We start from the raw sequence: 25,939 nt of genomic DNA, 5'->3' as shown, positions 1-25,939 counted from the left end.
GCTGACCAAGAATCCCATTAAAAAGATAAAAGCTAGAGAGGTCAAGGCTAATCCGCCAATCAGAGCACCAGTACCTCTAGCCATGAAATTATCGAACCCGTAGCGGACGCGCTCTGAAAGCGTAATTTTACTCATCTTGATGGAAGTTTCCTTGCTGCGATGACAAATAGTTTTAGGTGAGGGAGCGGAACTCCTAATTTTGGATGAATTTCAGGTTCCCTAGTACCTTTCGGTAATCTATATAAGTATTCCCAGATTTACTGGCACTACAGCTATTTTTTGAAAGTTTGTTACGAAGGGCTGAGCTGCGTACCTTTTTAGTAGAAGCGATCGCACGTTGCAAAGAATCAATTATTGACCGGATGAAACCCAGGAATATTATGAGGAGTTACTGTCGCTCGAAGACAAAATAGATAGCTTAGTGTACCGTCACAACTCACAAATGAAGCAAGCTAATTGCCTACGGAAACCAACTTCTAGTACACGATCAGATGCTGAGCGATCGCTCTCAGTTTAGGTACCGAACTGGGCGAGAGGTGTGAAAAGAGGGCTAGCCTTCACTTTGTGAATGGGAGTGCGATCGCCTCATAACACCCTTATTAGGGGAGATAGACAACTGCGATCGCCACTAGCTGTCTAATTATTAGCTGATTCCAATCGCCCTTAGGATCTCGATATTCAGCTCTAGCTTCTCTCCCAACCACAGAGAACGATCGGTGTGGTCTCCCACATCATCGCCTGTTGAGGGGTGGACAAGAATATCCAATCCCTCACGATTGAGCATCAACCAGGGGACAACCTTGCCAAATTGCTCTGGTAAGAATGCAACTTGATACATTGCCTTTGGGTGTGGACCAATCGGTTTATCATGCCAACGTCCGAGTTGCACTTCAAACCTACCGCCCAATCCTTCACGTACACGCGCCGCCACATCACGACTGGAGGTATCGAAGTAGATATGAGCATGAAAACCCGTAATCTGGGCAGTATCTTTCATAGCGCTTAGCTCCACTTTATCTAGGCGTCAACGAATCGTAATGGTTGATATTCCTCTGTGGCAGGCAATACTTGCATCATAACTGACACTCTTGTCCGTCTAGTGCGATCGCCCCTTGCCGTAGGTTGGGTTGACAGAAGGAAACTCAACCTACGGCAAAGTTTGATCCAATTCCATAATGAACAATCAGTGCGATCGCAATGAGTACGCTGTGATAGTAACTTAACAAACCTAATAGAGTTGCCATCTGCGCGACGCTTCGGTAACGCCTGCCGTAGGATGCAAGGGAGGGCTGTAGGGCGAATGCAGCAGCGCTGGACTACGTCCCGCTTCGCTAACGCTATCGCACTCTTGGTTTATTGGTAATTAACTAATTGTTGCAAATCACAAATTCATTGTTTCAAATCATAACGTTGATTATATTTCTCTTCGATTATTTGTTCATCGATTATTCCAGTAATTACTATGTGCTATTTGTTGGCAATACCCGCAATACATCAAAAAATCGACCCACACATCTTGATAGGAAAATAGTATGAGCAGCGGAAGCGGATGCCCATTTACGGGCGGCGGTCAGAAATCTCAGCCTCGTCATATGCCGTCGAACCGAGACTGGTGGCCGAATTATTTGAATCTGAGCATCCTCCACCAGCACACCCCCCAAGCCAATCCTATGGGTGAGGAATTCAACTACGCTGAGGAATTCAAAAGTCTGGACTTAGCTGCCTTGAGGGCAGATATCTACGAGCTGATGACCACCTCCCAGGACTGGTGGCCAGCCGACTACGGTCATTATGGGCCGCTCTTCATTCGGATGGCTTGGCACAGCGCCGGCACATATCGGATTGGCGACGGTCGCGGCGGCGCGGGTTCGGGTAGCCAGCGGTTTGAGCCGCTCAACAGTTGGCCAGACAATGCCAACCTCGACAAGGCGCGCATGTTGCTTTGGCCCATCAAGCAGAAATACGGCAAGAAAATTTCGTGGGCTGACCTGATGATCTTCGCAGGCAATTGCGCCTTGGAATCGATGGGCTTCAAAACGTTGGGCTTTGCTGGTGGGCGCGTGGATGTCTGGCAGCCAGAAGAAGACATCTACTGGGGTTCTGAGAAAGCTTGGCTCGGCAATGAGCGTTATGAAGGCGATCGCGTCCTCCTGAATCCCCTCGGCGCTGTTCAGATGGGCCTAATCTACGTCAACCCGGAAGGACCAGACGGCGAACCCGATCCGGTCGGCTCAGGGCGCGATATTCGCGAAACCTTTGGTCGGATGGCGATGAACGACGAGGAGACAGTCGCGCTCACCGCTGGTGGACATACCTTTGGCAAATGTCACGGTGCGGGCGAGGCGACGCACGTAGGTGCCGATCCTGGGGGTGCCACCATCATCGATCAGGGTCTTGGCTGGAAGAACGCCTTCAACACGGGTGTCGGCGTTGATGCGATCACCAGCGGTATCGAAGGCGCATGGACTCCCACGCCGACGCAATGGGACAATAGCTATCTCGAAACCCTGTTCAAATATGACTGGGAACTGACGAAGAGTCCCGCTGGCGCGTGGCAATGGAAGCCCAAGGGCGACGCTGGTGCCGGTACGGTACCCGACGCGCACGATCCGTCGAAACGGCACGCCCCCATGATGACCACGGCGGACATGGCGATGAAGATGGACCCCATCTACAACCAGATTGCGAAGCGCTACCACGATAACCCGGATGAGTTCGCAGAGCAGTTCGCCAAGGCGTGGTTCAAGCTGACCCACCGCGACATGGGACCGCGATCGCGCTATCTCGGTTCAGAGGTTCCTCAGGAAGAGTTCTTGTGGCAAGATCCCATCCCCGCAGTTGACCATGAGTTGATTGATGAGCAAGACATCGCCGCTCTCAAAGCCAAGATTTTAGCTTCGGGGCTGTCTGTCTCCCAACTGGTTTCGACCGCTTGGGCGTCGGCAGTGACCTTCCGCTGCTCCGATATGCGCGGTGGCGCGAATGGGGCGCGCATTCGTCTTGCGCCGCAGAAGGATTGGGAAGTCAACCAGCCAGCCCAGTTGGCAACGGTGCTGCAAACCCTAGAGGGAATCCAACAGGAGTTCAACAGCTCGCAGTCTGGCGGGAAGCGGGTTTCGATCGCTGACTTGATCGTTCTGGGCGGCTGCGCGGGCATTGAGCAAGCAGCGAAGAACGCTGGTCACGACGTGACGGTTCCCTTTACACCGGGACGCACGGATGCATCGCAAGAGAAAACGGATGTAGAATCCTTCGCTCCACTTGAGCCGACGGCGGACGGGTTCCGCAACTACACGAGCGGCAAACACAGCGAATCGCTCGAAGAGCTGCTGGTGGATCGGGCGCAATTGCTGTCCCTGTCAGCCCCTCAGATGACGGCTCTCTTGGGCGGCTTGCGCGTCCTGGGTGCAAACTTTGGAGGGTCTAAACACGGCGTCTTCACCCATCGCCCAGAAACGCTGACCAATGATTTCTTCGTGAACCTGCTCGACCTGGGTACGACGTGGAAGGCGACCTCTGAAGATGAGTATGAGTTCGAGGGGAGCGATCGCAAAACAGGCGACCTGAAGTGGACTGCGACCCGTGTTGACCTCATCTTCGGCTCAAACTCTCAGCTCCGCGCCCTTGCAGAAGTCTACGGATGTGTGGACTCGCAGCAGAAGTTTGTCAATGACTTTGTAGCAGCCTGGGACAAGGTGATGAACCGCGATCGCTATGACCTTCGCACAGTCTTAGCGTCAAGCTCTGCTAGGGGTTTTTAGCCTAGCGGACGCTAGACTAACCCGCGGCAATCTTGAACGCGGGTAGAAGCCAAAAACAAAACGGAGGGCGGCGTTTCAATTTGATTTGAAACGCTGCCCTCAGTTCTAGACCCTAACGCCAAAGCCACTTAAAAAGCTGTAATTGGGTTCTTGTTAGTGCCAATTTGCGAGCTTTAGCATAACCTAGAGCAGTCACCAGAACACCCAGAAAATCGAATACACAACGGCTGTTCACAGCATTGCGTAGAGTTGCATACAGAGTAGATTTAACCTCTTGATATACGTCGCTGCTGGTTCCAAAGCATAACAGCTCAAATCAGCGGCGGCAATAATCCCGAATTTAGAGCGAGTGACTCTTGACCGTCCGCTACATTTAAATAGTTAGGCCTCATTCTTTCTGATTAATGGCACCAAGTGCAGCATGTAATCTCGTTTTCCAATTGGTACACCAGCCATGCGAAGAATATCGTAAGCTGTGACCATATGGAAGTAAAAGTTTGGAATTAGAAATTCATTCACGTAGGCATTACCAGATAACTCGACGTAGAGGTCCTGACTCAAGTTAATGCGCGTCACCTCAGCTAGCTTTGCATCTTCAGCGTTAACACCCAAAAGAAGTTCCTTAGTGTTTGCTATGTGTTCGTATGCCTGTGTGAGAGCTATGACGTCTGGCTCTAGATTATTCGCAGGTTTGCCATCACACCACAGAGCAAAGTTGCGTGGTTGATTGCAGGTGAAAGCAATCTGTGTACCGAAGGGAAACATATCAGCTGCAATGCGCTTTTGAAGAAACGACTCGTCATCACAAAAATGAGTCTGAGCTGACTTCAAGAGATGCTCAAGAGTCGCTAAGCGGCTTTGAAAGAGGGTTCGGATTAAATCTATATTCTGGCTTTGCATTTTGTGATCCCTCAAGTCTTTTCTATGAACCCTAGCTGTACTTAGAACAAATTTCAGCCTAACGCTCTTGGTCAGCGGTTGCCAACACTTTATTTAACTCCACAAGTGGCCGCTGCACTAGGGTTGTTATGCCGCGATCGCTCCAACAGATATCAATCCTCAGTAGATTGCTTGCTGCTCCAAAAAAGTTGAAGCGCTGACTCATCAACGATGTAAGCTGACTCACCATCCCTAATCACTCGTTTACCAAGCCGAGGAAAAACGCCAACATCTAAGCGTCCTGCTTCTCCACCTATCAGATATACAAGGTCTTCATCGAATGGATTACGAAGATGATGGGGTTGTTGAGGTAGCCCAAAGCCCATGAAGTCTCCTGGTTCGACTTCGTACTCCACATCTCCAATTTCCGCAATACCTCGACCCGACAAAATGTAAACCCATTCTTCTTCATTTTGGTGAGCGTGGAAAATGAAGGATTCCTTGCCTGATGGTACACGAGCAATTGTTACACCAATGCGTTTAAGACCGGCAGCACGCCCAAGGAAGCGTAAATAAATTTCTGAATTGGGGTTAAGCGGATGACGAAACTCAAATGCATCCATTGAATTGATGTCTGATGCTTTCAGCAGGGAATGTTGTTCATCAGTCACGTTGATGTCCTCCTATCAAGTTGGCAAAGGGTCTGAGCACCACAATAAAGCCTAAACTGCTCCGCAGATACCCTTCACCTGCCACCCTATCGGAACCTCAAAATAATTCAATCCTAAGCATCGACAAATAGCCTTTTGGTTGCCTCTTTACCGAAGACTCAGCAGCATAACGGTACAGTTGAGCCGATACAGATAACTTTGTGATTCCAACTAATCAATTTTGATGTTCGGCGGGTGCATGGGCGTTGTTGTACCGCGTAGTTATGGAACAAACCCAAACGAATCCATAGTTGTCGTGCTACTACTTGAGCAGGGCTATTCACCTGCAAATACGCCACAGTAACTTCTCCAACCGGAGTTCTCCCTAAAGCTTCACCAGATTCAATACTGGCCTGGAAATGCTCACTCCATTGGGATTAATTGGGACTATCCACGGTTTGCAGCTTGACTCAAAGCATTCATCGCACTGACAACTTGCTGAATTCCGATCGACTGTTGTTTAGCCGTTAGAGAGATTTGCTGACTATTCACTGTAATCGTATTGACTGCATCTACGATCTCTTCCACGGTTTTACGACCTTCATCGGATACTGCCACAGTAGCTTTCGTCGCTTTTTGAATACTGGCTACCAGTTCACTAATCTGTTCAGCCGATTTGCGGCTTCTATCCGCTAGTTTTCGAATCTCAGCAGCCACAACAGCAAAGCCCCTACCATTTTCGCCTGCCCGAACTGCTTCGACCGCCGCATTGAGTGCCAACATGTTCGTTTGGTTAGCTAAATCACTGACTAAGTTAGAAATCGCATTGATTTGAGTCGTTTGATCTCTAAAGTGTAAGATTTGTTCTCCAATTTGTTCGACCTTCGCTTTTAAGCTAGAAGCAGTTCCAGAACCGTTCTTTTGCTCACTATCATCAATCAATATGAGAACTTGGCGCGCTCCAGTTGCAGCCGCTTCAGCTTGTTCAGCCGCTTGCCGAGAAGAGGTATTTAACTCATCCATTGTGGCAGTCGTCTGATTGACCGAAATAGCCTGCTGCTCCAGGTTTCTCTGTAATTCTGTCGTTTTAGCCTCCAATTCTGTCGTTTTAGCCTCCAATTCTGTCGTTTTAGCGGCGACCTCTCGGATCATTGTGTTGAATGCCTGTGCTAACCGACCTAACTCATCTTGGCTGCTGTCATCAAGAACCACCTGAAACTCTCCATTGGCAATTCGATTCGTTGCAACAGTGATTTCTTCTAAAGGAGTTGCAATGCGCCGACGTAAAACCCAAAACACAATTGCTACAACAATCATGAGGGAGCCAAAGCCTAGAAACAACGTAAAGCGAGCTAGCGAGATCGCTTTTTCAGCCAAAATTGCTTTGGGTAAAACGGTAACAAAGTACCAATCAGGTCCCTGTAGCGTAGTGACAGCTAAGTAATTGCTCTCGTTCGGATTATCGATGACGACTTGATCGGTTGCTTTATTTGTGACCGCCTCAAAAATACGTTTTAGCTGAGTGTCTCCTGATTCAAGAATTTTAAACTCACCTTTTTGTTGCTGAATTTGCTCCATCAATTGCGGATGAGCGATCAGGCGACCATCTTTTCGAAAAATTAGGTTATAACCGCCTTCAATGTGCTCCTCGATCGTTCGCTTAAATAAATCATTCAGTAATACATCCTGTCCAAGAGTACCGATGATTCTGTCATTAGAGTAGATAGGCGTTACACAAGAAAGAATCCAGATTTTAGCAACCCCATCGATTTGAGCCCCCGACCAAACCGTTTCTCTGGCTGGATTGTGCTTCTGGTCACCAACCCACACATATTCTTCCTTGGATAAGTCAAAGCCAACGGGGGCATCCTGTGCCCATGTTGGATAATCAGGCCAGTAAATAACAGCAATATTCTCTGGCATATTCAGGTAGAGATCCGGAAAGCGATTATGCCAGGGTGGACCATAGGCATTGATTAAATCGTAGGACGTTACTACGCGACGGCGAATGTCATCATTGATTAGAACTGGCTTATCAATGAACACGCCTGCTTGCCGTTTGCCATCGAACAAGTTGGGGCGATTGCGGGTTGCCCCATCGGGAAAACGCACAAATAGCTGATCGAAGCGAGCTTTCACGCCTTCGCTATCAGTATTTTCCAAGCGTCGTAGCCACTCCTCCTTAAAGATGGCATGGTTATCTTCTGCCATTAAAAAGATACTTTGTTCTCGTTGACCTCGCTCTATTACATGACTCTTGAGTTGGTCTAACGTCTGCGACTTGAGAGTAGAAACAATCTGAAAGTAGCTAATCGCTGTTGAGCCAACAATAACAGCCGTAACACTAAACGCAATTTGAATAAGTGTTCGACGAGCAAGTGATTTTTTCGTTTTAGCTTGAGAAGATAAGGATTTTTGACTCTGAGAGCCTTGTTTTGTAGGAGAATGAAAGTCAAACATTTATAGTTTTAAGTTAACAGTTATGTTTTAGCTTAATTAAGCTGCCCACAAACTATTTAAAGTTAGTAAAAATCCTTACAATTTGAAATAATACTGAGAGTTGTGCTAATACTGAGTAAGCGGCACCTGAGACTGTAAATTATTTTGTGAAGCGGTCAAAATTAACTCAAATATTAGAAGGTCGCCTATGCCTCGCCGTCGTCGCGAAGATAGGCATTGCATAATAGAGGGCGGACATGCAGCATAAGGAGTGCTGCGCTGCTCAGCGTGCGATCGCAATTCCCGCTGAGAGCATCGGCCCCACCCCTGTTTAGGGAACCCGCCCACCCCTCGCTGCTGTAAACAACGAGTACCACTCTTCCCGCGTCAAAGCGACTTCATCGGCTAAAGCGCACGCTGCAATCCGTTCTGGCTTAGTTGACCCCACAATCGGTTGAATGCCCGCAGGATGGCGCAACAGCCAAGCAAGAACAATGGCCTCACGACTCGTCTGCTTTGCTTCAGCCAACTGACCCACGCGCTGAGCCGTCTTGCTCAACGCCGGATCTGCCTCTGCGTTGGGTTTGAAAAGCTTGCCACCTGCCAGCGGTGCCCAGGCCTGTATTAAGATATTGTGGTTGCGGCAGTAGTCCAGCGTTCCGGTTGCCAAGGCTGAGCTGACGCCAGACATGTTTGCAACAATGCCCTCGTCAATCAAATACGAGTGCAACAGGCTTAGCTCCACCTGATTGATCAGCAGCGGTTGCCCCACGCTCTTTTGCAATAGCTCAATCTGCCCCGCTGTATGATTACTGACCCCGAAGTAGCGCACCTTGCCCGCCGTCTGCAACGCATCAAAGGCTCGCGCGACTTCCTCGGGTTCTACTAGCGGGTCAGGGCGATGCAGCAGCAGAATATCGAGGTAGTCGGTTTGCAGTCTTTGCAAACTGCCTTCCACTGACGCGACGATGTGCTCATAGCTAAAGTCGTAGCGCTGGGGGTCGCTTGGCTGAGGATCTCCCGCGAAACGAATACCGCACTTCGACTGAAGCACAATTTGCTCACGCAAACCTGGCGAGGCTTTGAGCACATCACCAAACACCTGCTCTGACTTGCCCCGCGTGTAAATATCTGCATGGTCAAACAGGGTAATGTCTGTTTCCAGAGCTGCCTTAATGGCCCGAGAGGCACTTTCCCGCACATCTGTAGAAAGCGGTGTATCATCCCAAGTGCCGCCAATATTCATGCAGCCATAGGCAACTCGTGAAACTCTCAAATCAGTGCCCGACAGCGTGTAGGTATGCATCAGCGTCTAGAGCTAGGTGGAGCGATGAACAGGTCACTCTGTCCCCATCCTACTGGCGGTCACAGCATCTGCCCACTAATTAGGAACACACTTTTAGGTCAACACTAAACAACTGAGAAAAGCATCTTTATACTCAGAATGAGCGAGAGAACGGCGAATATCTTCTTCAAATGAGTCTCAGGTAAACGATGAGAGTAGCGAGCACCATAGGGAGCCGCAATCGAACTTGCGATCGCGATTACTAAAAATGCTGGCACATAGATAAAGCCAATCGTATAGGGAAGGCTCAATGTTTGAGACCAGCCACTCATCATGTACCCAACAGTACCTGCGATCGCAATGGGAAATCCAATTGCCGATGAAGTACCAATCGCCTTTTTCATCTCCACATTCTGATAGCTGAGGTAAGTGACTGCTAAAAAACCACCACCCACCGCAGCAAGAGCAGATACCGAGCCAATGCCTGTCCCCGCTAGCAATAAGCCACGAAACTTAGCTGACTTTCGGCTAGCTTTCGGTCGCCAATTCAGAAACATCTGACCCGCCACCAGAGCCATAAACAGCGCAAAGAATATAGCGATGTAAGCTGAGTTGACCTTGGCGGCGATGCGGGTAATCAGAAAGGCACCCAGCATAATGCCAGGTGCCATCCCGTAAACCACTTTCCACAATACAGTTCCTTGAGCAGCATGGGCGCGAATACTTGCGATTGAAGAAATGAGCATGCAAGCCAATGTTGTTCCTAACGCCAAATGAACGACGTTATCTGCACTGATACCCTGGTTACTAAAAATGGATACTAGCAGGGGAACGAGTATTCCACCGCCACCCACACCCAGTAAGCCTGCCATAAAACCGACAAAGAAACCCAACAAGATGTACAACAACATCCATTCAATACTCAGCATATCAACCTAACTTTTTAGAATCTTTTGAGCAACCAAATCCTCTCAATTGCTGCAACTTTTCCCTTTAATCCACCAGTGATTTCCCTGCTTTCAACAGAGTTCAATTGATAAGCAGACGCATAATGGTGTTTTACTTCTGCTTCACCGACTGAGAACGGAGGGCCATCCATGAGTTGTTGATTGTATTCGTAAGAAATCAGCAACTGCGGTGCCGCGTGGGTGATTTCCATCAAGTGTGACGTATATTGATGACGCCTATTTTCAGGCATTGCAACCAACGCTGCGCGGTCATATACCGCGTCAACCGGCCCAAGAACTTCAGCAGACACATCAAAAATATCGCCCACAAATATGTCGATATCCTTGGCGGAGTAGTGGGTTAATTTACCAACTCTGGAGATTTTTGGCTTGACTCCCAGGTCGTTAAACAATTCGTTAATTGCAAGTTCGCTTAACTCTGCACCAACCACTCGATGACCACAATTAAGCAACCATGCAAGATCGCGCGTCTTGCCACACAACGGTAGAAATACACGACCGCCCTTCGCCACATTTAATTTTTCAAAATGTTCGACAAGGAATGGGTTTGCCTCACTTTGGTGAAAACCAATATCTCCTTCTTCCCATTTTTGCTGCCAAAAACTTGCTTCCATATCAACGCCTCCATTGCTCAAGGTATCCATCATCTGCCACAAACCGATCGCGTCAGCCTTGTGCTTATTTGTGTTTGAATATACGATACAACTTCAAGTTGACTTGAAGTCAAGCAGTCGTTGCACCAAGAAAATCATGGATATCACTGAGGTCTCAAAGGCTTCTGGATTACCGACCTCAACGCTACGATTTTATGAGGAAAAAGGACTGATCCAGTCGAACGGCAGAAATGGCTTACGGAGGCTCTTTGATGCCAGTGTCATAGAACGGCTCGCTTTGATTTCCTTGGGGCGTAGCGCCGGTTTCTCACTCGATGAGATTCGTGAAATGTTTACGCCTGAAGTCCCTGAAATCAATAGAACGCTGCTCTTAGCGAAGGCAGATGAGTTAGACAAAAAAATTAAAGAACTGACCGCAATGCGCGATGGTCTCCGCCATGCGGCAGCCTGCACTGCGCCTAACCATTTTGAATGTCCAAAATTCTTGCGGCTCCTGCGTATTGCTAGTAAAAATCGTTTTAGGCAACCCAATAAATTGAAGGACAATAAGCTTTAAGCAAGAGGCTCAGGAAAAGTAATGCAAGCGATATTAAATGCTTTTAGAAATGCTTAACCTAGCCCTTTACAATACGTTCAGTTAGACAATTTAGTCCAATAACACCCTAAATGCTTGCTGGCTAACGGCAAAAGTGAGCGACGGTAGATACAAGTGAAACTAAGCATGAGAGCCTTTACACTATCCGCTTCATTAAAGTGTTAGCTTGCTGTCGTCTAGAAGTTATTCAAGCCAGCGAAAAGCACGCCGTAACTCAGCAGTACCGTTATTCTCATACCAACGACCGTGGGATAGGATAACTTTTTCAGGGTTCCACTGAAGTATTCGCTGTAAGCAGCTACGTGCCTGTTCCTTTTTCCCGAGAAATGTCATTCGCAAATCCAATGGGAGTTTTCCATCCGGATCGGCAACACCCCCTAATTTAAGTAGCCAATGCAACTGCTGACTTACTTTATTTAGTTCAAAGTTTTCGATGAGATCGGCAAGGATGAGAGTGGCACTCTTGCGGTGGAAAAAGACGACTTCTTCCATAAATCGACCGCCACGAAATATTAATTGGTCTAGGTCTGCTACCCACTCACGGGGTGGTTCATCTTCCAGGTCAGCATCAAAATCCACTGCAATTTTCTGCTGGGTGGCGCGATCGCGAACACCTGGAGATGCCCATGCTACAGCTTCTGGATAAGCGCTAGCCCAAGCACCGATATGGGCGTAATGGATTTTGTTGGGCGAAATGAGGTAGCGCAGTGAACCGAGGGAGTCAATTTGAGCTTTCAGTTCGGGGGTCAATTCTGTTGGTGAATGGCACCATAGGTCACCAGTGCTCAGTCGCACAATCGTCATTCGGGTTGGGAAGGGCACCTTTGCTCCATACATTGCCATCTGCACGATGGAACCATCTACGATCCAAATATCTTCGTCAACCTGTTTCAGAAGGTTGATTGGTTCATAAAGTGCGATCGCGTCGTTGCTCATAGCTATGAAAGGAAGGTAAAGGCTTGCTGCTCTAGCGTGGGGTATAAAAGTAGGCTAGCAGTGCCCATCACCTACCGCAAGTAACCTCTGCATCAAACCGATTATCTGTTGGTAGGCAGTGTGCCTGGGCGTTGTTAGCTTGGTCTTCCTTGCTAAAGCACTCGCGGTTTTATAATTGAGTGATGCAAAAGCTTACGATTACCCAACCTGACGACTGGCATCTACATCTACGTGACGGTGCAGCGCTGAAAGCGGTTCTGCCCCATACGGTGCGTCAGTTTGCCCGCGCTATCATCATGCCGAACTTGAAGCCCCCAGTACGCTCGGTAGCGGATGCTGCGGCCTATCGCGATCGCATCCTTGCAGTGATTCCGGCTGGGAAACAGTTTGAGCCACTGATGACGCTCTACCTCACCGACAACACCAGCCCCGAAGAAATTATCCGGGCTAAAGAATCCCAGTTTGTCAAAGCGGTCAAATATTACCCAGCGGGTGCAACGACCAATTCAGACTTCGGGGTGACGGACATTCGTCAGTGCGATCGTGTCTTTGAAGCGATGCAGCAGGTAGATATGCCTTTACTCCTGCACGGGGAAGTGACGGCTCAAGATGTTGATATGTTCGATCGCGAGAAAGTGTTTATCGAGCAACATTTGATCCCTCTCAAGCAGCGATTTCCCAACCTGCGCGTGGTGCTTGAACACGTTACCACCTCAGATGCTGTGCAGTATGTCCTGTCTGCCAACAATATCGCTGCAACGATTACGCCACAACATCTATTATTTAACCGCAATATTCTATTCCAAGGTGGCATTCGCCCCCATTTCTATTGTCTGCCAATTTTGAAACGCGAGGAGCATCGCTTGGCGCTTTTGCAAGCCGCAACCTCTGGTAATCCTAAGTTTTTTCTTGGCACCGATAGCGCCCCCCATCCCCGCAATGGCAAGGAAAGTTCCTGTGGCTGTGCGGGTTGCTACTCGGCTCTGCACGCGATGGAGTTATATGCAGAAGCTTTTGAGAGCGTTGATGCACTCGATAAACTTGAAGCTTTCGCCAGTTTCTATGGGCCAGATTTTTATCAACTCCCGCGCAATACCGAACAGATTACCTTGACCAGAACGACCTGGCGCGTTCCCGATGAAGTTCCATTTACTGAATCCGGACTTGTGCCCTTACGGGCAGGTCAGGAGATGACGTGGCAAATGCTTGACGCTAGCATGGCTGAAGCTAATTGATTTGGACGATCGTGTTATAGACACGCTATTCCTTAGGTTCGGAGCTGATGGGTAAAGGTAAGATAGGTACTGTGTCGGAGGGAAATTGCGATCGCATGATTGCGCTGTGCAAGGAAGGTGAAACCCTGCTCGCATGAAAAACTGCCAGACTGAGAATAGGATGAATTTCTGAGGTTCCCTGTGAAGCTAGAGAACATATTATTCCCCGTAGGAATCCTGGTAGTAGTTGCGATCGCATTTTTCGCCTACAGTGCTACCGCCGCTCCCTTGCCAGAAGGATTTCCACCTCCAACACCAGAAGGGCAAATTGAAGTCAAACAATATCCCGCATACCGTTCTGCCACAGTTCGCTATTCAGGAGAACTCTCAATGGCAGCTAATAGAGCTTTTGACCCTCTCTATCGCCACATCAGCTCTAACAATATCTCCATGACGGCTCCGGTAGAAACCCGTTATCCAGTTAACACCCTAGAAGCCAGTGAGATGGGCGCATCCAATGAACGGGGTGAAGCACTTGTTTCATTCCTCTACCGCAGCACTGACATCTACCCTTCTGAGATTGCACAAAACATTCAGGTAGAAGATATTGCACCCATGACAGTCGTCAGCCTTGGGCTAAAAGGCAGTTACGATTACGTAAGCTACCAAAAGAACATAGAGCGATTACGGGAGTGGTTAGCGCAGCACCCAGAGTGGGCTGTCGTCGGTTCACCTCGCCGCTTCTTCTACGATGCTCCCTATGTCCCCGAACCTGCCAAGCGCAGTGAAATCCAAATTCCAATTCGTCGGGTAGATAGCTAGGGAAAAGCAACGACCTCATAGTGTTCCACTGTTGGGAACGGGTCATAGAAGTGATGCAACAAGGAACGCCACTCTTGGTACTCTGGCGATTGTCGAAACCCAATCGTGTGGTCTTCTAACGTCTGCCAGCGCACAAGTAGAATATAGCGGTTCGTGGTTTCTAAGCAACGTTGGAGTTCATGAGAGATGTACCCTGGCATGGAGGCAATGATGGTTGAAGCTGTTTTAAAAGCCGTTTCAAACTCATTAACCATACTGGGCTTAACATCAAGGATTGCAACCTCTAGTATCATGGGCTGGATGTTTTTAGCACGGATACTATAATACAAGGTGCTATCAAGTAGCGGTGGCTTTCACAGCATCGCTTTCTCTTCAGTAAGATTGGTGCAGTCGAGAGTGTATGAACGATACTCAATACATCATAAGTCCACTGAGGAAGGATTAACGTCATCGCAATTTCTTCTAGGGTGTGAATAATGCCCACTGCGATCGCAAGATTCAGCGTCAATCCTCCATAACAAAAGCCGAACAGAGCGATCGCTCTAATATATCGCTCTTGTGTCACTCCAGGAAAATAAAAATAGTAGCCAATGGATGAAAGCCCTACTCAATGGACAATCTAGCGATCGCTTGCCTGATAGAAACTCATGTCATAGGCTCAAATGCTAAACCTAGCTTGGTGTAAGGGTTTCAGCTTTCGCTCAGGCGAGAGTGACAAAAGAGCGATAACAAGCGGTGAAAACGGGTATCATTCATCAGTAAAGAGACAAAGGCTGAAACCTATACATATCAATAATTCCAACTCAGAGTTGCCCTAGGTTGCACCAACCTTCTATTTTTGCCTAGTCCTAATCGGGTTGAGTGCAGCGCTGTTGATAAATTTGAGCTGCTTTATCTGTAGGATTGCGGCGCAGGCACTCAGCAAATAATTGTTCAGCATCTCTAAGCTTTTGCCAATGGTAGAGTATCAAAGCTTCTTCAAATAGCGTTCTCGTGGCTACCTTGCCCTCATAAGTCTCAGGCGGATCGGCATCGAAAACTTCAAAAATCGATACCGCTTTTGATTTTCCCTTAACTTTTACGCGATCGATAAGACGGATAGCATACTGGTTAGAATCTGGCAAAGACTGGAAAGTTTTGTGACTAATTAACAGCGAAATCCCATATTTTTTAGTCAAGCTTTCTATCCGCGAGGCTAAATTCACTGCATCGCTAATTACCGTGCTATCCATCCGGTTTTTTCCCCCAACCGTACCGAGTATTAAAGAACCTGTATTGATGCCAATGCCAATCTTAATCGGCACGTGTCCAGAAGCGGTGCGATGTTGATTATATTCGGTAAGACGACGCAGCATATCAATTCCTGCTTTCACTGCATTATCTGCCTCGCCACTAAATAGAGCCATAATTGCATCGCCAATATATTTATCAATAAATCCTTGGTTTTCAATAATGGCTGGCTCCATGTGAGACAAATAGGAATTAATAAATGTGAAATTGTCTTGAGGGTTCATACTTTCCGATAAAGTTGTGAATTCGCGAATATCGGAAAAGAGTACCGACATTTCCTGTTGAACTTGGTCGCCTAATTTAACATCAATAATGCTCTCTTTATCCAAAATTTGGAGGAACTGGCGGGGAACGAAGCGCTCAAAAGCCTGATTGAGTTCAGTGAGATTGTTGTAGAGACGGGCATTGTCAATAGAAATAGCTGCCTGGGAGGAAAGTAGATTTAAGAGTTCTACGCGATCGGGAGTAAAAGCCTCTGTGGTTAGATTATTTTCTAAATAGATAATTCCTGCGAGTTTACCTTGATGTTGGAGAGGGAAGCACAAGATTGATTTAGGCTTATGTACTTTGATATAGGGAGAATGAGCAAATTTAGGGTCATTAGCAGCATCATTTAAGACTACACTTTCCTGCGTGCGAGCCACATAGTTAACAATTGTGTGAGACATTAGAACTTTATCCTCAGGTTCCCATATAGACTGGACGGGGATGGACTGCAACACAGTCACGCCATGTTTATCCGCAGATCCTTCAGCTTCAATTAGCAATTTTCCCTTCTTTTCCAGAATCAAAAAGCCCGTTTGCGCTCCGGCATTCTCAATAATAATCCGCATCAATTTTGCCAGTAATTTATCTAGCAGAATTTCTTCAGATAGAGTTTGCGAAGCTTTCATGATTGCGATCAAATCCAGTTCAGAGGAAGTGCTACTTCCTGTTGTGGTAGGCGGCGTAGATAGCTTAGTGCTAAGTGTTCCCCTGTTCGAGGGCTTTCTTTGTAATAAGTGAGGATAGCGCGTATCTAAATCGTTAACTTTAGCTGTTGCACCCCAGCGGAGATAGCAATAACGGGCATCTTGCATATAGACTTGCGCGATTTTATCTTGATCTAAAGCGAGATAAAACTTAGCGGCGAGTTCGTGCGCTAGTGCTTCTTCATTGATGTATTCATGTTCTTTAGCAAGAGCAATAGCTTTTTTGTAATAGTCCATTGCCACAACCTCTGACCCTTGAACTCGGTTTCGTTCTGCTTCTACAAGATAAAATTTATGTAAATGATTCATTGGGGCATGATGCGCCCATTTTTTTAGCTTTTTTTGGTTAGATTGCACCTTTCCAGATAGGCGTTTTTGCTGGAATTTTGAGGAAGAAGAATACACGGCAACTCTTGCAAGCGAATCGTAAAAGTAAAATAACGTAGTAGTCAGCATCCCTGCTGCACTATCTATATATTTTTCCGCTAGTGCCGCATTGTCCAGCGCTTCCTCGTACTCTCCAAATAGGTAACAAAGTGTCAGTTTTTCAAGATATGTATGAAAAAGTAGGGTTTGATCATTCGCCTCAACATCAAGGGGCAGTCTTTTCGATTCGTCATAAACAGCACCAATTAAACGGCAGGGATTTTTCGATTGCCCCATCAAATTCAGAACCCTCTGCCGATTTAGATTAAGGTAATGAAAGTTTCGCTCTTGCTTTAATTTTTGGATAGTATCACTGTATTTGGCTGCCTCCCGCTCAACAACAGCTAACTCCTGCCCTATGCAATAGGAATAGTAGGAGTTCCATAATAGGGAATATGTCCCATATTCTAAATCTCCTGTTTCTAGTCCGCTCGAATAGGCGAGCAGTAAAGGCTGTAATGTCTGCCTTCCATGCTCCTTCCAATGCCTAATAAAGTAATTAACAATAGCGACTGTTCTCGCTTTTACTTTCCGAGCATTGAGCCGCTCTAATAGACTTAAAGCTAGGTTGCCAAATTTATAGCCGGATTCAATGTCTCCTAATACTCCGCAAAGAATCAACCCATAAGCTGCATACATCATTGCCGAGAAGGAAGCATTACCGTATTTGACCGATATATTGATACCTTTAAAAATAACCAGCGGTAATAGGTTAGGAGCAGCTATATAGGAAGCAGAACTTATAATCGCTAGAATACGAATTGCTGCCAACTGCTCAGGAGCAGTCATTTCCGGTAAGTTGATTAAGTCCTCAATTCGTTTCCCCAACAAGGCTAACTTTGTCCCTGTCAAACCGAGTAAGACATCTAAGTTACTGGGCTTTTTAGGCAAACTTACTCCCAACAGCTTCAGAACTGTTAGTCCAGTATCGACTGCTTCTAATGGCTTGTTCTGCGTTAGATAAGCAGAGATTTTAACTTCATAAACTTTCACCTTATCCAGTAGTCCTTTGCCCTGTTGCAGCACGACTGGAACTAATCTCTCCATTTCATCGAATTGACCGCACAAATAGGCGGCTTCTGCGGCTTCTACATACAGAGCAAGTGTAGTATCGTACTGCGTCTGCCAACTTGACCCCCCTTCACTTCCCACGCCAGTTGCTACAACGGGGGAGACCCCCGCAACGCACTGGCTCCCCTTGCTAAGGGAGGACTCAGAAGGGTTCAACAAATCTAAGCCGACTGTTAGGTAGGTAAGGGCGGGTTGATAAGCGGCTGAGGCTTTTGCTTTCTTGCCAGCTATTAGGTTTAACTTTGCCAATTCATCTCGTTTCTGCTGGTTTTCGAGCAGGTTGCTGCCGAAATTCAATTGATTGACAATATCAAAGATTTTTTCCTCTTGCTGCTGGGGTGGGGTACTATTCAGCAGCAGTTGACCGATTTGTAGATGGTAGGCTTGCTTGCGGTGTGAGGGAATGAGAGAATAGGCGGCTTGTTGGATGCGATCGTGGACAAACCTGTAAGCTACCTTCAATTCATTCGGATTTCGGTCTGTTTGCAGAAATTTGTAATCATCTCCCACTGGAACAATTAGACCTTCTCGCACGGCTGGCCAAAGTTCGTTTGCCGTTTCTTTTTGCGGCTTTTTACCTACTCTTGAGAGAGTTTTTAAATCGAACTGGTTGCCGATACACGCAGCCGTTTTTAATACTTCTTGTGTCAGTTCTGGTAGCTTTTGAATTTTTTGAGTCATCAACTCAACGACATTATCAGTAATACCTCGTGCTTGAATTTGATCTAAATTCCACTGCCAACTGCTACTGAGAAAATCGAAATCTAATAGGTTTTCTGTATAAAGCGACTGGAGAAACTCTTTCAGGAAGAACGGATTACCCTGAGTTTTGGCAAGCACTAATTCGGCTAATGGCTTTGCCCTTTCTGCGTCGCATTTAAGCGTATCGGTAATTAACTGATTGATACAAGTTAAATCTAACGGCGAGAGCAAGATAGAATTTACAGTTGCTCCAGATTTTTGAATATCTGATAAGGTTATTTTTAAGGGATGGGCTGCACTGACTTCATTATCCCGATATGCCCCAATCAGCAGTAGATAGTTCATATCTACATCGGTCATCATTAGCTGCATTAATTTTAGAGTAGCGGCATCCGCCCACTGTAAGTCATCTAGAAAGATAACTAAGGGATGCTCTTGTTGACAAAAGACCTGAATGAAGTTTTGAAAAACTAAGTTAAACCGATTTTGGGACTCAGTTCCTGCTAGCTCTAGGACGGCTGGTTGCTTGCCAATAATCAGTTCGATTTCGGGGATGACATCAATAATAATTTGTCCGTTTGCTCCTAATGCTGATACGAGTTTGTCACGCCATAGGTGCAGTTGTTCGGATGTTTCAGTTAGCAGTTGTCGAACTAATTCTCGAAATGCACTGACGATAGCACTGTAAGGAATATTTCGTTGGAACTGGTCAAATTTACCAGAAATGTAATAACCGCGTCGTTCAGTAATTGGTTTATAGATTTCTTGAACTAATACTGATTTACCAATCCCGGAATATCCAGCAACGAGCATAAGTTGGCTAGTACCATGAGTGATTCGCTCAAAAGCTGCGAGTAACGTTTCAATTTGAGTTGACCTACCATAGAGCTTTTGCGGGATTTGAAATTTATTAGAAATATCCTGTTCACCTAAAACAAAATCTTCAATTTTCCCATCTGTTTCTAGTTGCATTAGACATATCACCAAATCATCTCTAATGCCTAGAGCATTTTGGTATCGTTCCTCGGCTGTTTTCGCCAGGAGTTTCATCACGAGTTCTGAAACGACCAGAGGAATTTCGGGATTAATTATATGGGGTGGGATGGGTTGTTTAGCAATATGACAATGAACCAACTCCATTGCATCGGTAGCGTCAAAAGGCAATTGGTTTGTCAATATTTTATAAAAGGTAACTCCCAGCGAGTAAAAATCAGTGCGGTAATCGATTGCTCGATTCATCCTGCCTGTTTGTTCGGGAGAAATATAAGCTAACGTTCCTTCTAAAACATTAGGGCTTTTTAAGGCAGTGTTTTCCCTAGACAAGACTGTGGACAAGCCAAAGTCAATAATTTTTAATTCTTCGGTTTGAGAGTTGAAAACAATATTGGACAGGTTAATATCTTTATGGATAATGTTTGACTGATGAATCCTCCCCAGAGTTTCAGCGATCTGAATAGCGATTTGGAGAAATTCTAATAAGGTAAACTGTCTTTTTTCGAGTAATCTCTCTAAGGATTCTCCACCGAAATCCTCTAATAACATTACCAACGTGTTGTTATGTCGGAGTAGCTCGTGAGCTTTAACAACTCCTCCTATCTCCAAGCTGCGAGTGATTTCATATTCCTGCTGGTAACGGACAAGTTCGGCAGGGGTAGGATAGTCTTCTTTGAGGACTTTCAGGATCAGCGGTTGGTTATCTTGTTCTCTAATTCCTCGGTAGACCAGGGAATTGGCACTTTCGTAAATTTGGGCTAAAACTTTAATTCCAGGGAGTTTAATCATGTTTGGGTCTCCATTTTTGGCAGTCATGAACTTTACGGGCGATGGTCAACGACTGCTGATGGTACTCAATCGCCTTGGCCGAGTTGCCCAGGGAAGCGTAAACATTTCGCCAATTACCCAATGCTGACCCTTCACTTTAACGGTCTTTAATCTCTCGGTAGATAATCAATGTCTGTTGACAACACTCAAGGCTTCTTGAAATTGACTTGTCTGACTCTAGTGATTTCTTTGCTCCAACAACTTAGTATCGCAGCCAACAGGCTAGTATTTTTTCTAATATTCATCTAAGGATCGAGGATATATCGCTCTTTTATCACTCTCACCGGAGCGAAAGCTGAAACCATTACAGCAAGCTAGTTTTAGCATTTGAGCCTATGACATGAGTTTCTATCAGGCAAGCGATCGCTAGATTGTCCATTAAGTAGGGCTTTCATCCATTGGCTACTATTTTTATTTTCCTGGAGTGACACAAGAGCGATAACTGCGATCTCTCTTGAAAATAGGGGTCAAGGGAGATGTCAGCCTAACCTAAACAGGTGGATGAATCGGATAGTCAGGTTGCGACTGGAAATGTTCTTCTATTGCCGCCATCACCGCTAAAACAATATCTTCACGCCAGTGACGCGCTGCAACTTGTACACCCACAGGTAACCCAACACTCCCTTGTTCTACTTTGGAAGCTGTTTGCTCACTTAACTGTGTACTAAGTAAGCGATCACTTTCTTCACCCGGACGCACCCGCGTGACGGATACCACGCCTGCGGGCATACCCAGTAAATTGTACGGGATAGTATAAGTCGCATCTTGGAGTAAATAATTACTACTGCCATGAGTCAGTGCTGGCAGAGCGCAAACTGGAGAGAGTATCGCATCCAATTGTTTAGCTTCCATTGCTGCCATAAAAGCTGCACGGTAGCGGTTACGTTCATCAATCGTTTGCCAATATTCGCTGACGGATACTTCGCCCATATAAGGGAAAAGCTTAGCGATGAGCGACTGACCCATCAATCCAGAAATTGCGGCAATAACTCTGAGTAAAGGTTTTGGCAGAGAAGCTGTTTGAATGGTCTGATTAATTTGTGGATGCCGTTTGCTGTTACCTAACTGCCTTTTCGAGGTTACTAAGCCATCTGCACCATAGAGTTGGAGGTATAACTGTAAAGCTTTAAGCAAGTCTGGAGGTGTCCACTCTTCGACGATCGCACCACGTTTTTCAAGCGAAACAGCAGCTTCTCTCACCGCACGTCGCACGGCAGGGGAAGGAGTAATGATGCCATTGTCAGTGAAAAAAGCGATTCGCAAATTCTCCACTTTGACATCAGACGGTTCGCGCCAAGGTACGGGTGGAATACTGGGGTCAAACGCTTCCTGTCCCGGTACCGCCAGAACTTTCATCGCCAGGTTCAAGTCAGCGACAGTCCGTGCCATTGGGCCGGGTTGTGCCAGTATCGCTTCTTGACCGGGTAACAGGGGTATGTGACCGACCATCGATAACCTATTCGATGTGGGTTTCAGGCTGGAAATCCCACAGGCATGAGCAGGCATCCGAACGCTGCCGCCAATATCACTCCCCAAGCCAAAACACGAACCCAAAGCCGCGATAATCGCCGCCTCACCACCACTGCTTCCCCCTGGAGAGCGTTCCGGATTCCAGGGATTCACGGTGCGACCGTAGATGGGGTTATCCGATTCGTTCGATGCTAGCAACTGGGGGACATTGGTTTTACCTAAAATAATCGCTCCTGCCTGTTGCAGTCTTTTGACCAGTGGCGCATCCTGCTTTGCCGTTTGACTGAGAGCAGAGATTCCCATGTTGGAGACAGTTCCCGCTACATCAAATGACTCTTTGATGCTGATGGGTACTCCGTGTAATAGTCCCAGTGTTTCTCCCCTAGAACGAGCTTCATCAGCAGCTTTTGCTTGCGATCGCGCTTGCTCAAATAGAGGGATAATAACAGCATTTAAGCGAGGATTAACCTCTTCAATGCGTTGAATGTGCGCCTCAACGACTTCACTGGCAGAAAGTTCTCCAGCCGCAATTTTTTGAGTAATTTCTGTGGCGCTACTGCCAACAATAGCGGAAGGAATTTTGACGGTATCCATTGACCACTCGCTTGATAACTCTACATTACTTAGAATTACCTTTCTACTCCAGAGCGTCTTGTAGATTCGTCCAATTTTTTGTACGTTCTTGCTATCCTTGTCGAATATGTCTGGGAGTCACGCCTAGTAGACGTTTCAAGTGACGGTTGAGATGGCTCTGGTTGGCAAAACCAACGCTGTAAGCTACCTCAGCAATGGTGAGTTCTCCGTTGAGGAGTAATTCTTTAGCGCGTTCTACTCGATGACGAATCACATATTGATGCGGAGTCAAGCCCGTTGATTGTTTAAACAAGCGAGTAAAATAATGGGGGCTCATCTGCACGATTTTCGCCAGTTCCGCTAAACCTAAATCTCGGTCGAGATGGTCGTTAATGTAGTCAATGACTTGCCGTAATTGGCGTCTGGAAAGACCGCCATTATAGTCACGTAGAATAGGTTGGCGTGCTGAGTAGTTTTGTAACAGGTGAACCGCTAGAGCATTAGCCATCGTCTCAGCGTAGAGACGGCTCCCTTGAGGATTGTTTTCTAACACTTGCTGAAGTGCAAGTCCTATTTGCAGAACTAGCCCATCAGATGTGGCAAAGTGGGGCACGAGTTCAACGTTAGAAGGTTCAGCCGATTCGTCAACAGCACGGGCGAAAACATCCGAAGCAATAGCGATAACAATAAAGTCATGTTCTGCATTCCAACAAGAACGATGACCAACCTGGGCAGGAGTAATAACAATATCCCCTTCAACGACTCGCTCGTGATGAATTCTCCCGTCTAGGGTTCGCCGTGCCTGAATTGGAGCCTCGGTTTTTGGGAAAATGAGAAGACCATGCCAAAAGAGACTGCAAACTTCAGGAGATTCAAAGGCGGGTGTGCGGAAATGTCCCAGGAAAATGCCATTCCAACCCGCATGAAAACTGGTGAGAATTGGCGAGCGATCGCAGATTTGGATGAGATCGTCTTCGTTAGCGATCGCTCTAGGTTTGGCTTCTGGCATGGGGTGAACTCATCCCTACATGCCTAGTGTATCAATATCGATCCCCTAGTTCATCGACACAAAAAGCCGCAGGCGCACAAAGATTCCATCAGAAAGATGGAGCAGCTTCTGCAATACAACTAGGAATTCATGAGAGCCAAACCGAAGGCTCCCAATCGCTCTGCGCCTTCTGAAGGCGTGGAGGATCGAGAGTTGTTGTGGATGTGGTTGCACGCCAAAAGCGATCGCACTCACCCAATACGAAACAAGTGCGATCTCTAGAGATTAGAGGAGGCAGTCTAACAGCTAGCCAGATTTTCTCTAGGCTACGGCTTGCTGAAAACTTTCTTGGAGCATTTGGGCGATCGCATCAGCGGGGACAGGACGGCTAAAGTAGAACCCCTGACCTTCTTCACACCCCCGTCTTTGCAAGTAGTCAAGCTGTTCTTGGGTTTCTATGCCTTCTGCTGTAATGTTCAACCGCAGGCTCTTTGCGAGGGCAATGATGGCATCGGTTACGGCGGCGCTATCAGGATTAGATGTCACATCCTGCACAAATGACCGATCGATCTTGAGCATGGTAACGGGAAAGCGCTTCAAGTAGTTCAGAGAGGAATAGCCGGTGCCAAAATCATCCAAAGCCAGCAAGATACCCAGGTTTCGTAATTGCTCTAAAGTGTTAACAGATCGCTGAACGTCCCCCATGAGGAGGCTTTCAGTCACTTCTAGTTCTAGGTAAGATGCTTTTAACCCGGTTTCCTCAAGGGTTTGGTTGACGACTTCGACTAGATTTGGTTGTTCAAACTGTCGAGCTGACAGATTTACCGATATCCGAATTGGAGGGAATCCGGCAAGCTGCCAAGCACGAGTTTGGGCGCAAGCAGTTCGCAAAACCCATTCCCCAATTTGCACGATCGAACCATTTGCTTCTGCAATGGGAATAAACTTAGCTGGAGAAACCAACCCTAGCGTCGGGTGCTGCCAGCGAACCAGGGCTTCCATTGCCGTGATTTGTCTGGTATGCAAATCAATTAAGGGTTGGTAATAAACCACCATTTCGTTGCGCTCAACCGCTCCATGTAATTCATTTTCTAATACCAGTCGTTCCTGCAACTGAGCATTCACTTCTGGCGAATAGAACTGATATTGGCTACGTCCTTGTTGTTTCGCCTGATATAGCGCCAGACGAGCCTGTTGCAACAGTTTATCCACACCATTGCGATCTTCTAGGTCATTAATTGCGATACCAATACTGGCGGTAATCCGAATCGAGTTTCCCTCTAAAAAGAAGGGTTTTGCCAGCGTACTTACTAGCAACTGGGATAGCTTGATCGCACTCTCAAAGCAGGGAATTTCCGTTAGCGCGATCGCAAATTCATCTCCACTCACATGAGCCAAAATCTCTGTTTGACCCATACAGGTTGTCAAACGTTGGGCAACTGCTCTTAACAGCAAATTTAAGGTTTCCCGATCCAATGTATGACTCATATCAGTGAAATCGTCGATACCCAACAAAAGCACTGCTACCAGCCGCTGGTTGTTTTCAGATTGGGATACTATCTGATGCAAGCGATCGCACAATAAATCCCGATTAGGTAATCCAGTCAGTCCATCGTAGTTGCTGATGTAGTGAATTAATTCATCTAACTTATGAAGAGTTTGTGAGGTATCTGCCATTAATGTGCCTGCTTCATCGGCAAATTCTGTAGGCAGTTCGGGTAACTTTTTGGTATTCAAATAGTCTTGTAATGCAGCAGATGTCAAAATGACTGGGGCGAGGAGGTGGCGTAGTGCATACAGAGTAGCTGCTGTACCCACTAAGGTAGCCAACAGAGCAATCACCAGCACTCGCACTGTCATTTCCCAGGAATAAGAGTTTGAAATAACGAAAGTTATCAATAAGGTTAAAAGTGGTACGTGAGTGCCTAAAAATGCCACCAACATAATTTTGGCAGTATAGCTTTTCTTAAGCAGTCCGAACCGAGCTAGAAAGGAGTACAGGGCAAGCTTGCAATTGAGTTTCATAGATGCTGCTCAAGGGTTAAAAGTTGGCAAATTACTTACCAAGTAATATGGCAGAACCATATCTGGCATTTTGGAGATATAGAGGACTACTTCCCTTTCAAATCAACCGATGCAAGGTTACATTTATAACCTTAAATATGGTATTCACCGAAACCAAATTTTAGATTTTTGATACATTTCACTACACAGTACATTTTTGAAATCATAAATGTTCACCGTATAATCACTGATTTATAAAAAAATTAAGAATAAATAAAGCTTTGATCTCCGAGAAATTAGGGAAAGTGAAAGCGATCGCCAGAGTTTAAGTCACTCAGTGTAATGCTTTGAGCGTGGGACGACCGGGAAAGATTGCGATCGCATATACAGCATTTTTCAGTTAGGTGGAATAGATGGCGGTTCTAACGTTCGATAGAGGCTTTTTAATTGCTATGCCGCT

20 protein-coding genes are annotated in these 25,939 nt (G+C 46.6%); 6 read left to right on the top strand and 14 right to left on the bottom strand.

Features of this window, described 5'->3' with window-relative positions; translation table 11 throughout:
* Positions 1 to 643: 643 nt before the first annotated feature.
* A complete protein-coding gene (locus NDA06_RS16330) occupies positions 644 to 997 on the bottom strand; it encodes a DOPA 4,5-dioxygenase family protein (protein ID WP_190985803.1) in 354 nt (117 codons plus the stop codon).
* 535 nt (positions 998 to 1,532) lie between these two features.
* On the opposite strand from NDA06_RS16330, the gene katG reads away from it, so the two are divergent.
* Positions 1,533 to 3,761 (top strand): catalase/peroxidase HPI, encoded by a 2,229-nt coding sequence (katG, locus tag NDA06_RS16325; protein ID WP_190985804.1) that lies wholly within the window; start codon positions 1,533 to 1,535, stop codon positions 3,759 to 3,761.
* Between the two features lie 381 nt (positions 3,762 to 4,142).
* Here katG and NDA06_RS16320 read toward each other — a convergent pair whose 3' ends face one another.
* From NDA06_RS16320 to tmpT, 6 genes are all read right to left on the bottom strand, one after another.
* The gene (locus NDA06_RS16320; RefSeq protein WP_190531233.1) at positions 4,143 to 4,661 is read right to left on the bottom strand and encodes a DUF1993 domain-containing protein; all 519 of its coding nucleotides are present in this window, start codon (positions 4,659 to 4,661) and stop codon (positions 4,143 to 4,145) included.
* Positions 4,662 to 4,813: 152 nt separating this feature from the next.
* Positions 4,814 to 5,311 carry a cupin domain-containing protein gene (locus NDA06_RS16315; protein ID WP_190985805.1) on the bottom strand — a complete coding sequence of 166 codons (498 nt, stop codon included), beginning with the start codon at positions 5,309 to 5,311 and terminating at the stop codon, positions 4,814 to 4,816.
* Positions 5,312 to 5,737: 426 nt separating this feature from the next.
* Positions 5,738 to 7,750 (bottom strand): methyl-accepting chemotaxis protein, encoded by a 2,013-nt coding sequence (locus NDA06_RS16310; protein WP_190985806.1) that lies wholly within the window; start codon positions 7,748 to 7,750, stop codon positions 5,738 to 5,740.
* A gap of 310 nt (positions 7,751 to 8,060) precedes the next feature.
* On the bottom strand, positions 8,061 to 9,035 hold the full coding sequence (locus NDA06_RS16305; RefSeq protein ID WP_190985807.1) for an aldo/keto reductase: 975 nt from the start codon (positions 9,033 to 9,035) through the stop codon (positions 8,061 to 8,063).
* A 104-nt stretch (positions 9,036 to 9,139) separates the two neighbouring features.
* Complete coding sequence (locus NDA06_RS16300; protein ID WP_190985808.1) at positions 9,140 to 9,943, bottom strand: sulfite exporter TauE/SafE family protein; 804 nt, start codon at positions 9,941 to 9,943, stop codon at positions 9,140 to 9,142.
* Between the two features lie 14 nt (positions 9,944 to 9,957).
* On the bottom strand, positions 9,958 to 10,596 hold the full coding sequence (gene tmpT, locus NDA06_RS16295) for a thiopurine S-methyltransferase (protein WP_190985809.1): 639 nt from the start codon (positions 10,594 to 10,596) through the stop codon (positions 9,958 to 9,960).
* 136 nt (positions 10,597 to 10,732) lie between these two features.
* On the opposite strand from tmpT, the gene NDA06_RS16290 reads away from it, so the two are divergent.
* Positions 10,733 to 11,152, top strand: coding sequence for a helix-turn-helix domain-containing protein (locus tag NDA06_RS16290; RefSeq protein WP_190673190.1), 420 nt, complete (start codon positions 10,733 to 10,735; stop codon positions 11,150 to 11,152).
* Between the two features lie 222 nt (positions 11,153 to 11,374).
* Here NDA06_RS16290 and NDA06_RS16285 read toward each other — a convergent pair whose 3' ends face one another.
* Positions 11,375 to 12,127, bottom strand: coding sequence for a DUF4336 domain-containing protein (locus NDA06_RS16285; RefSeq protein WP_190985810.1), 753 nt, complete (start codon positions 12,125 to 12,127; stop codon positions 11,375 to 11,377).
* 182 nt (positions 12,128 to 12,309) lie between these two features.
* Here NDA06_RS16285 and pyrC point away from each other — a divergent pair, with 182 nt between their 5' ends.
* Together pyrC and NDA06_RS16275 are read left to right on the top strand one after the other, a co-directional pair.
* A complete protein-coding gene (gene pyrC, locus NDA06_RS16280) occupies positions 12,310 to 13,362 on the top strand; it encodes a dihydroorotase (protein WP_190985811.1) in 1,053 nt (350 codons plus the stop codon).
* A gap of 180 nt (positions 13,363 to 13,542) precedes the next feature.
* Positions 13,543 to 14,163, top strand: a complete 621-nt coding sequence (locus NDA06_RS16275; RefSeq protein WP_190985812.1) for a heme-binding protein — start codon at positions 13,543 to 13,545, stop codon at positions 14,161 to 14,163.
* Here NDA06_RS16275 and NDA06_RS16270 read toward each other — a convergent pair.
* The 3 genes from NDA06_RS16270 to NDA06_RS16260 all read right to left on the bottom strand — a co-directional run bounded on the left by NDA06_RS16270 (position 14,160) and on the right by NDA06_RS16260 (position 20,405).
* Complete coding sequence (locus NDA06_RS16270; RefSeq protein WP_190985813.1) at positions 14,160 to 14,456, bottom strand: antibiotic biosynthesis monooxygenase; 297 nt, start codon at positions 14,454 to 14,456, stop codon at positions 14,160 to 14,162. The two genes, NDA06_RS16275 and NDA06_RS16270, sit on opposite strands and share 4 nt — an antisense overlap.
* Positions 14,453 to 14,728, bottom strand: coding sequence for a hypothetical protein (locus tag NDA06_RS16265; protein WP_190667023.1), 276 nt, complete (start codon positions 14,726 to 14,728; stop codon positions 14,453 to 14,455). The genes NDA06_RS16270 and NDA06_RS16265 overlap by 4 nt, the downstream gene beginning before the upstream one ends.
* 283 nt (positions 14,729 to 15,011) lie before the next feature.
* Positions 15,012 to 20,405: an AAA family ATPase gene (locus NDA06_RS16260; RefSeq protein WP_190985814.1), complete on the bottom strand. Its 5,394-nt coding sequence runs from the start codon at positions 20,403 to 20,405 to the stop codon at positions 15,012 to 15,014.
* On the opposite strand from NDA06_RS16260, the gene NDA06_RS16255 reads away from it, so the two are divergent.
* Positions 20,404 to 20,532, top strand: a complete 129-nt coding sequence (locus tag NDA06_RS16255; protein WP_277877550.1) for a hypothetical protein — start codon at positions 20,404 to 20,406, stop codon at positions 20,530 to 20,532. The two genes, NDA06_RS16260 and NDA06_RS16255, sit on opposite strands and share 2 nt — an antisense overlap.
* A gap of 401 nt (positions 20,533 to 20,933) precedes the next feature.
* Here NDA06_RS16255 and NDA06_RS16250 read toward each other — a convergent pair whose 3' ends face one another.
* Both NDA06_RS16250 and NDA06_RS16245 read right to left on the bottom strand, forming a co-directional pair.
* Positions 20,934 to 22,508 (bottom strand): amidase, encoded by a 1,575-nt coding sequence (locus tag NDA06_RS16250; protein ID WP_190985815.1) that lies wholly within the window; start codon positions 22,506 to 22,508, stop codon positions 20,934 to 20,936.
* Positions 22,509 to 22,599: 91 nt separating this feature from the next.
* Positions 22,600 to 23,496 carry an AraC family transcriptional regulator gene (locus NDA06_RS16245; protein ID WP_190985816.1) on the bottom strand — a complete coding sequence of 299 codons (897 nt, stop codon included), beginning with the start codon at positions 23,494 to 23,496 and terminating at the stop codon, positions 22,600 to 22,602.
* A gap of 129 nt (positions 23,497 to 23,625) precedes the next feature.
* Here NDA06_RS16245 and NDA06_RS16240 point away from each other — a divergent pair, with 129 nt between their 5' ends.
* On the top strand, positions 23,626 to 23,757 hold the full coding sequence (locus tag NDA06_RS16240; RefSeq protein ID WP_277878373.1) for a hypothetical protein: 132 nt from the start codon (positions 23,626 to 23,628) through the stop codon (positions 23,755 to 23,757).
* Positions 23,758 to 23,796: 39 nt separating this feature from the next.
* On the opposite strand, the gene NDA06_RS16235 is transcribed toward NDA06_RS16240, so the two are convergent.
* A complete protein-coding gene (locus NDA06_RS16235) occupies positions 23,797 to 25,500 on the bottom strand; it encodes a bifunctional diguanylate cyclase/phosphodiesterase (protein ID WP_190985817.1) in 1,704 nt (567 codons plus the stop codon).
* Between the last annotated feature and the right edge of the window lie 439 nt (positions 25,501 to 25,939).

Source organism: Trichocoleus sp. ST-U1, from assembly GCF_039961835.1.
In the GTDB taxonomy this organism is placed as follows: Bacteria; Cyanobacteriota; Cyanobacteriia; order Cyanobacteriales; family FACHB-T130; genus FACHB-T130.
This window is presented reverse-complemented; position numbering and strand designations above follow the sequence as displayed.

Coding starts and splice junctions, on each gene's coding strand:
- NDA06_RS16330 (WP_190985803.1), bottom strand. CDS start 997: ATGAAAGATACTGCCCAGATTACGGGTTTTCATGCTCATATCTACTTC.
- katG (WP_190985804.1), top strand. CDS start 1,533: ATGAGCAGCGGAAGCGGATGCCCATTTACGGGCGGCGGTCAGAAATCT.
- NDA06_RS16320 (WP_190531233.1), bottom strand. CDS start 4,661: ATGCAAAGCCAGAATATAGATTTAATCCGAACCCTCTTTCAAAGCCGC.
- NDA06_RS16310 (WP_190985806.1), bottom strand. CDS start 7,750: ATGTTTGACTTTCATTCTCCTACAAAACAAGGCTCTCAGAGTCAAAAA.
- NDA06_RS16305 (WP_190985807.1), bottom strand. CDS start 9,035: ATGCATACCTACACGCTGTCGGGCACTGATTTGAGAGTTTCACGAGTT.
- NDA06_RS16300 (WP_190985808.1), bottom strand. CDS start 9,943: ATGCTGAGTATTGAATGGATGTTGTTGTACATCTTGTTGGGTTTCTTT.
- tmpT (WP_190985809.1), bottom strand. CDS start 10,596: ATGGAAGCAAGTTTTTGGCAGCAAAAATGGGAAGAAGGAGATATTGGT.
- NDA06_RS16290 (WP_190673190.1), top strand. CDS start 10,733: ATGGATATCACTGAGGTCTCAAAGGCTTCTGGATTACCGACCTCAACG.
- NDA06_RS16285 (WP_190985810.1), bottom strand. CDS start 12,127: ATGAGCAACGACGCGATCGCACTTTATGAACCAATCAACCTTCTGAAA.
- pyrC (WP_190985811.1), top strand. CDS start 12,310: ATGCAAAAGCTTACGATTACCCAACCTGACGACTGGCATCTACATCTA.
- NDA06_RS16270 (WP_190985813.1), bottom strand. CDS start 14,456: ATGATACTAGAGGTTGCAATCCTTGATGTTAAGCCCAGTATGGTTAAT.
- NDA06_RS16255 (WP_277877550.1), top strand. CDS start 20,404: ATGTTTGGGTCTCCATTTTTGGCAGTCATGAACTTTACGGGCGATGGT.
- NDA06_RS16260 (WP_190985814.1), bottom strand. CDS start 20,405: ATGATTAAACTCCCTGGAATTAAAGTTTTAGCCCAAATTTACGAAAGT.
- NDA06_RS16250 (WP_190985815.1), bottom strand. CDS start 22,508: ATGGATACCGTCAAAATTCCTTCCGCTATTGTTGGCAGTAGCGCCACA.
- NDA06_RS16245 (WP_190985816.1), bottom strand. CDS start 23,496: ATGCCAGAAGCCAAACCTAGAGCGATCGCTAACGAAGACGATCTCATC.
- NDA06_RS16240 (WP_277878373.1), top strand. CDS start 23,626: ATGAGAGCCAAACCGAAGGCTCCCAATCGCTCTGCGCCTTCTGAAGGC.
- NDA06_RS16235 (WP_190985817.1), bottom strand. CDS start 25,500: ATGAAACTCAATTGCAAGCTTGCCCTGTACTCCTTTCTAGCTCGGTTC.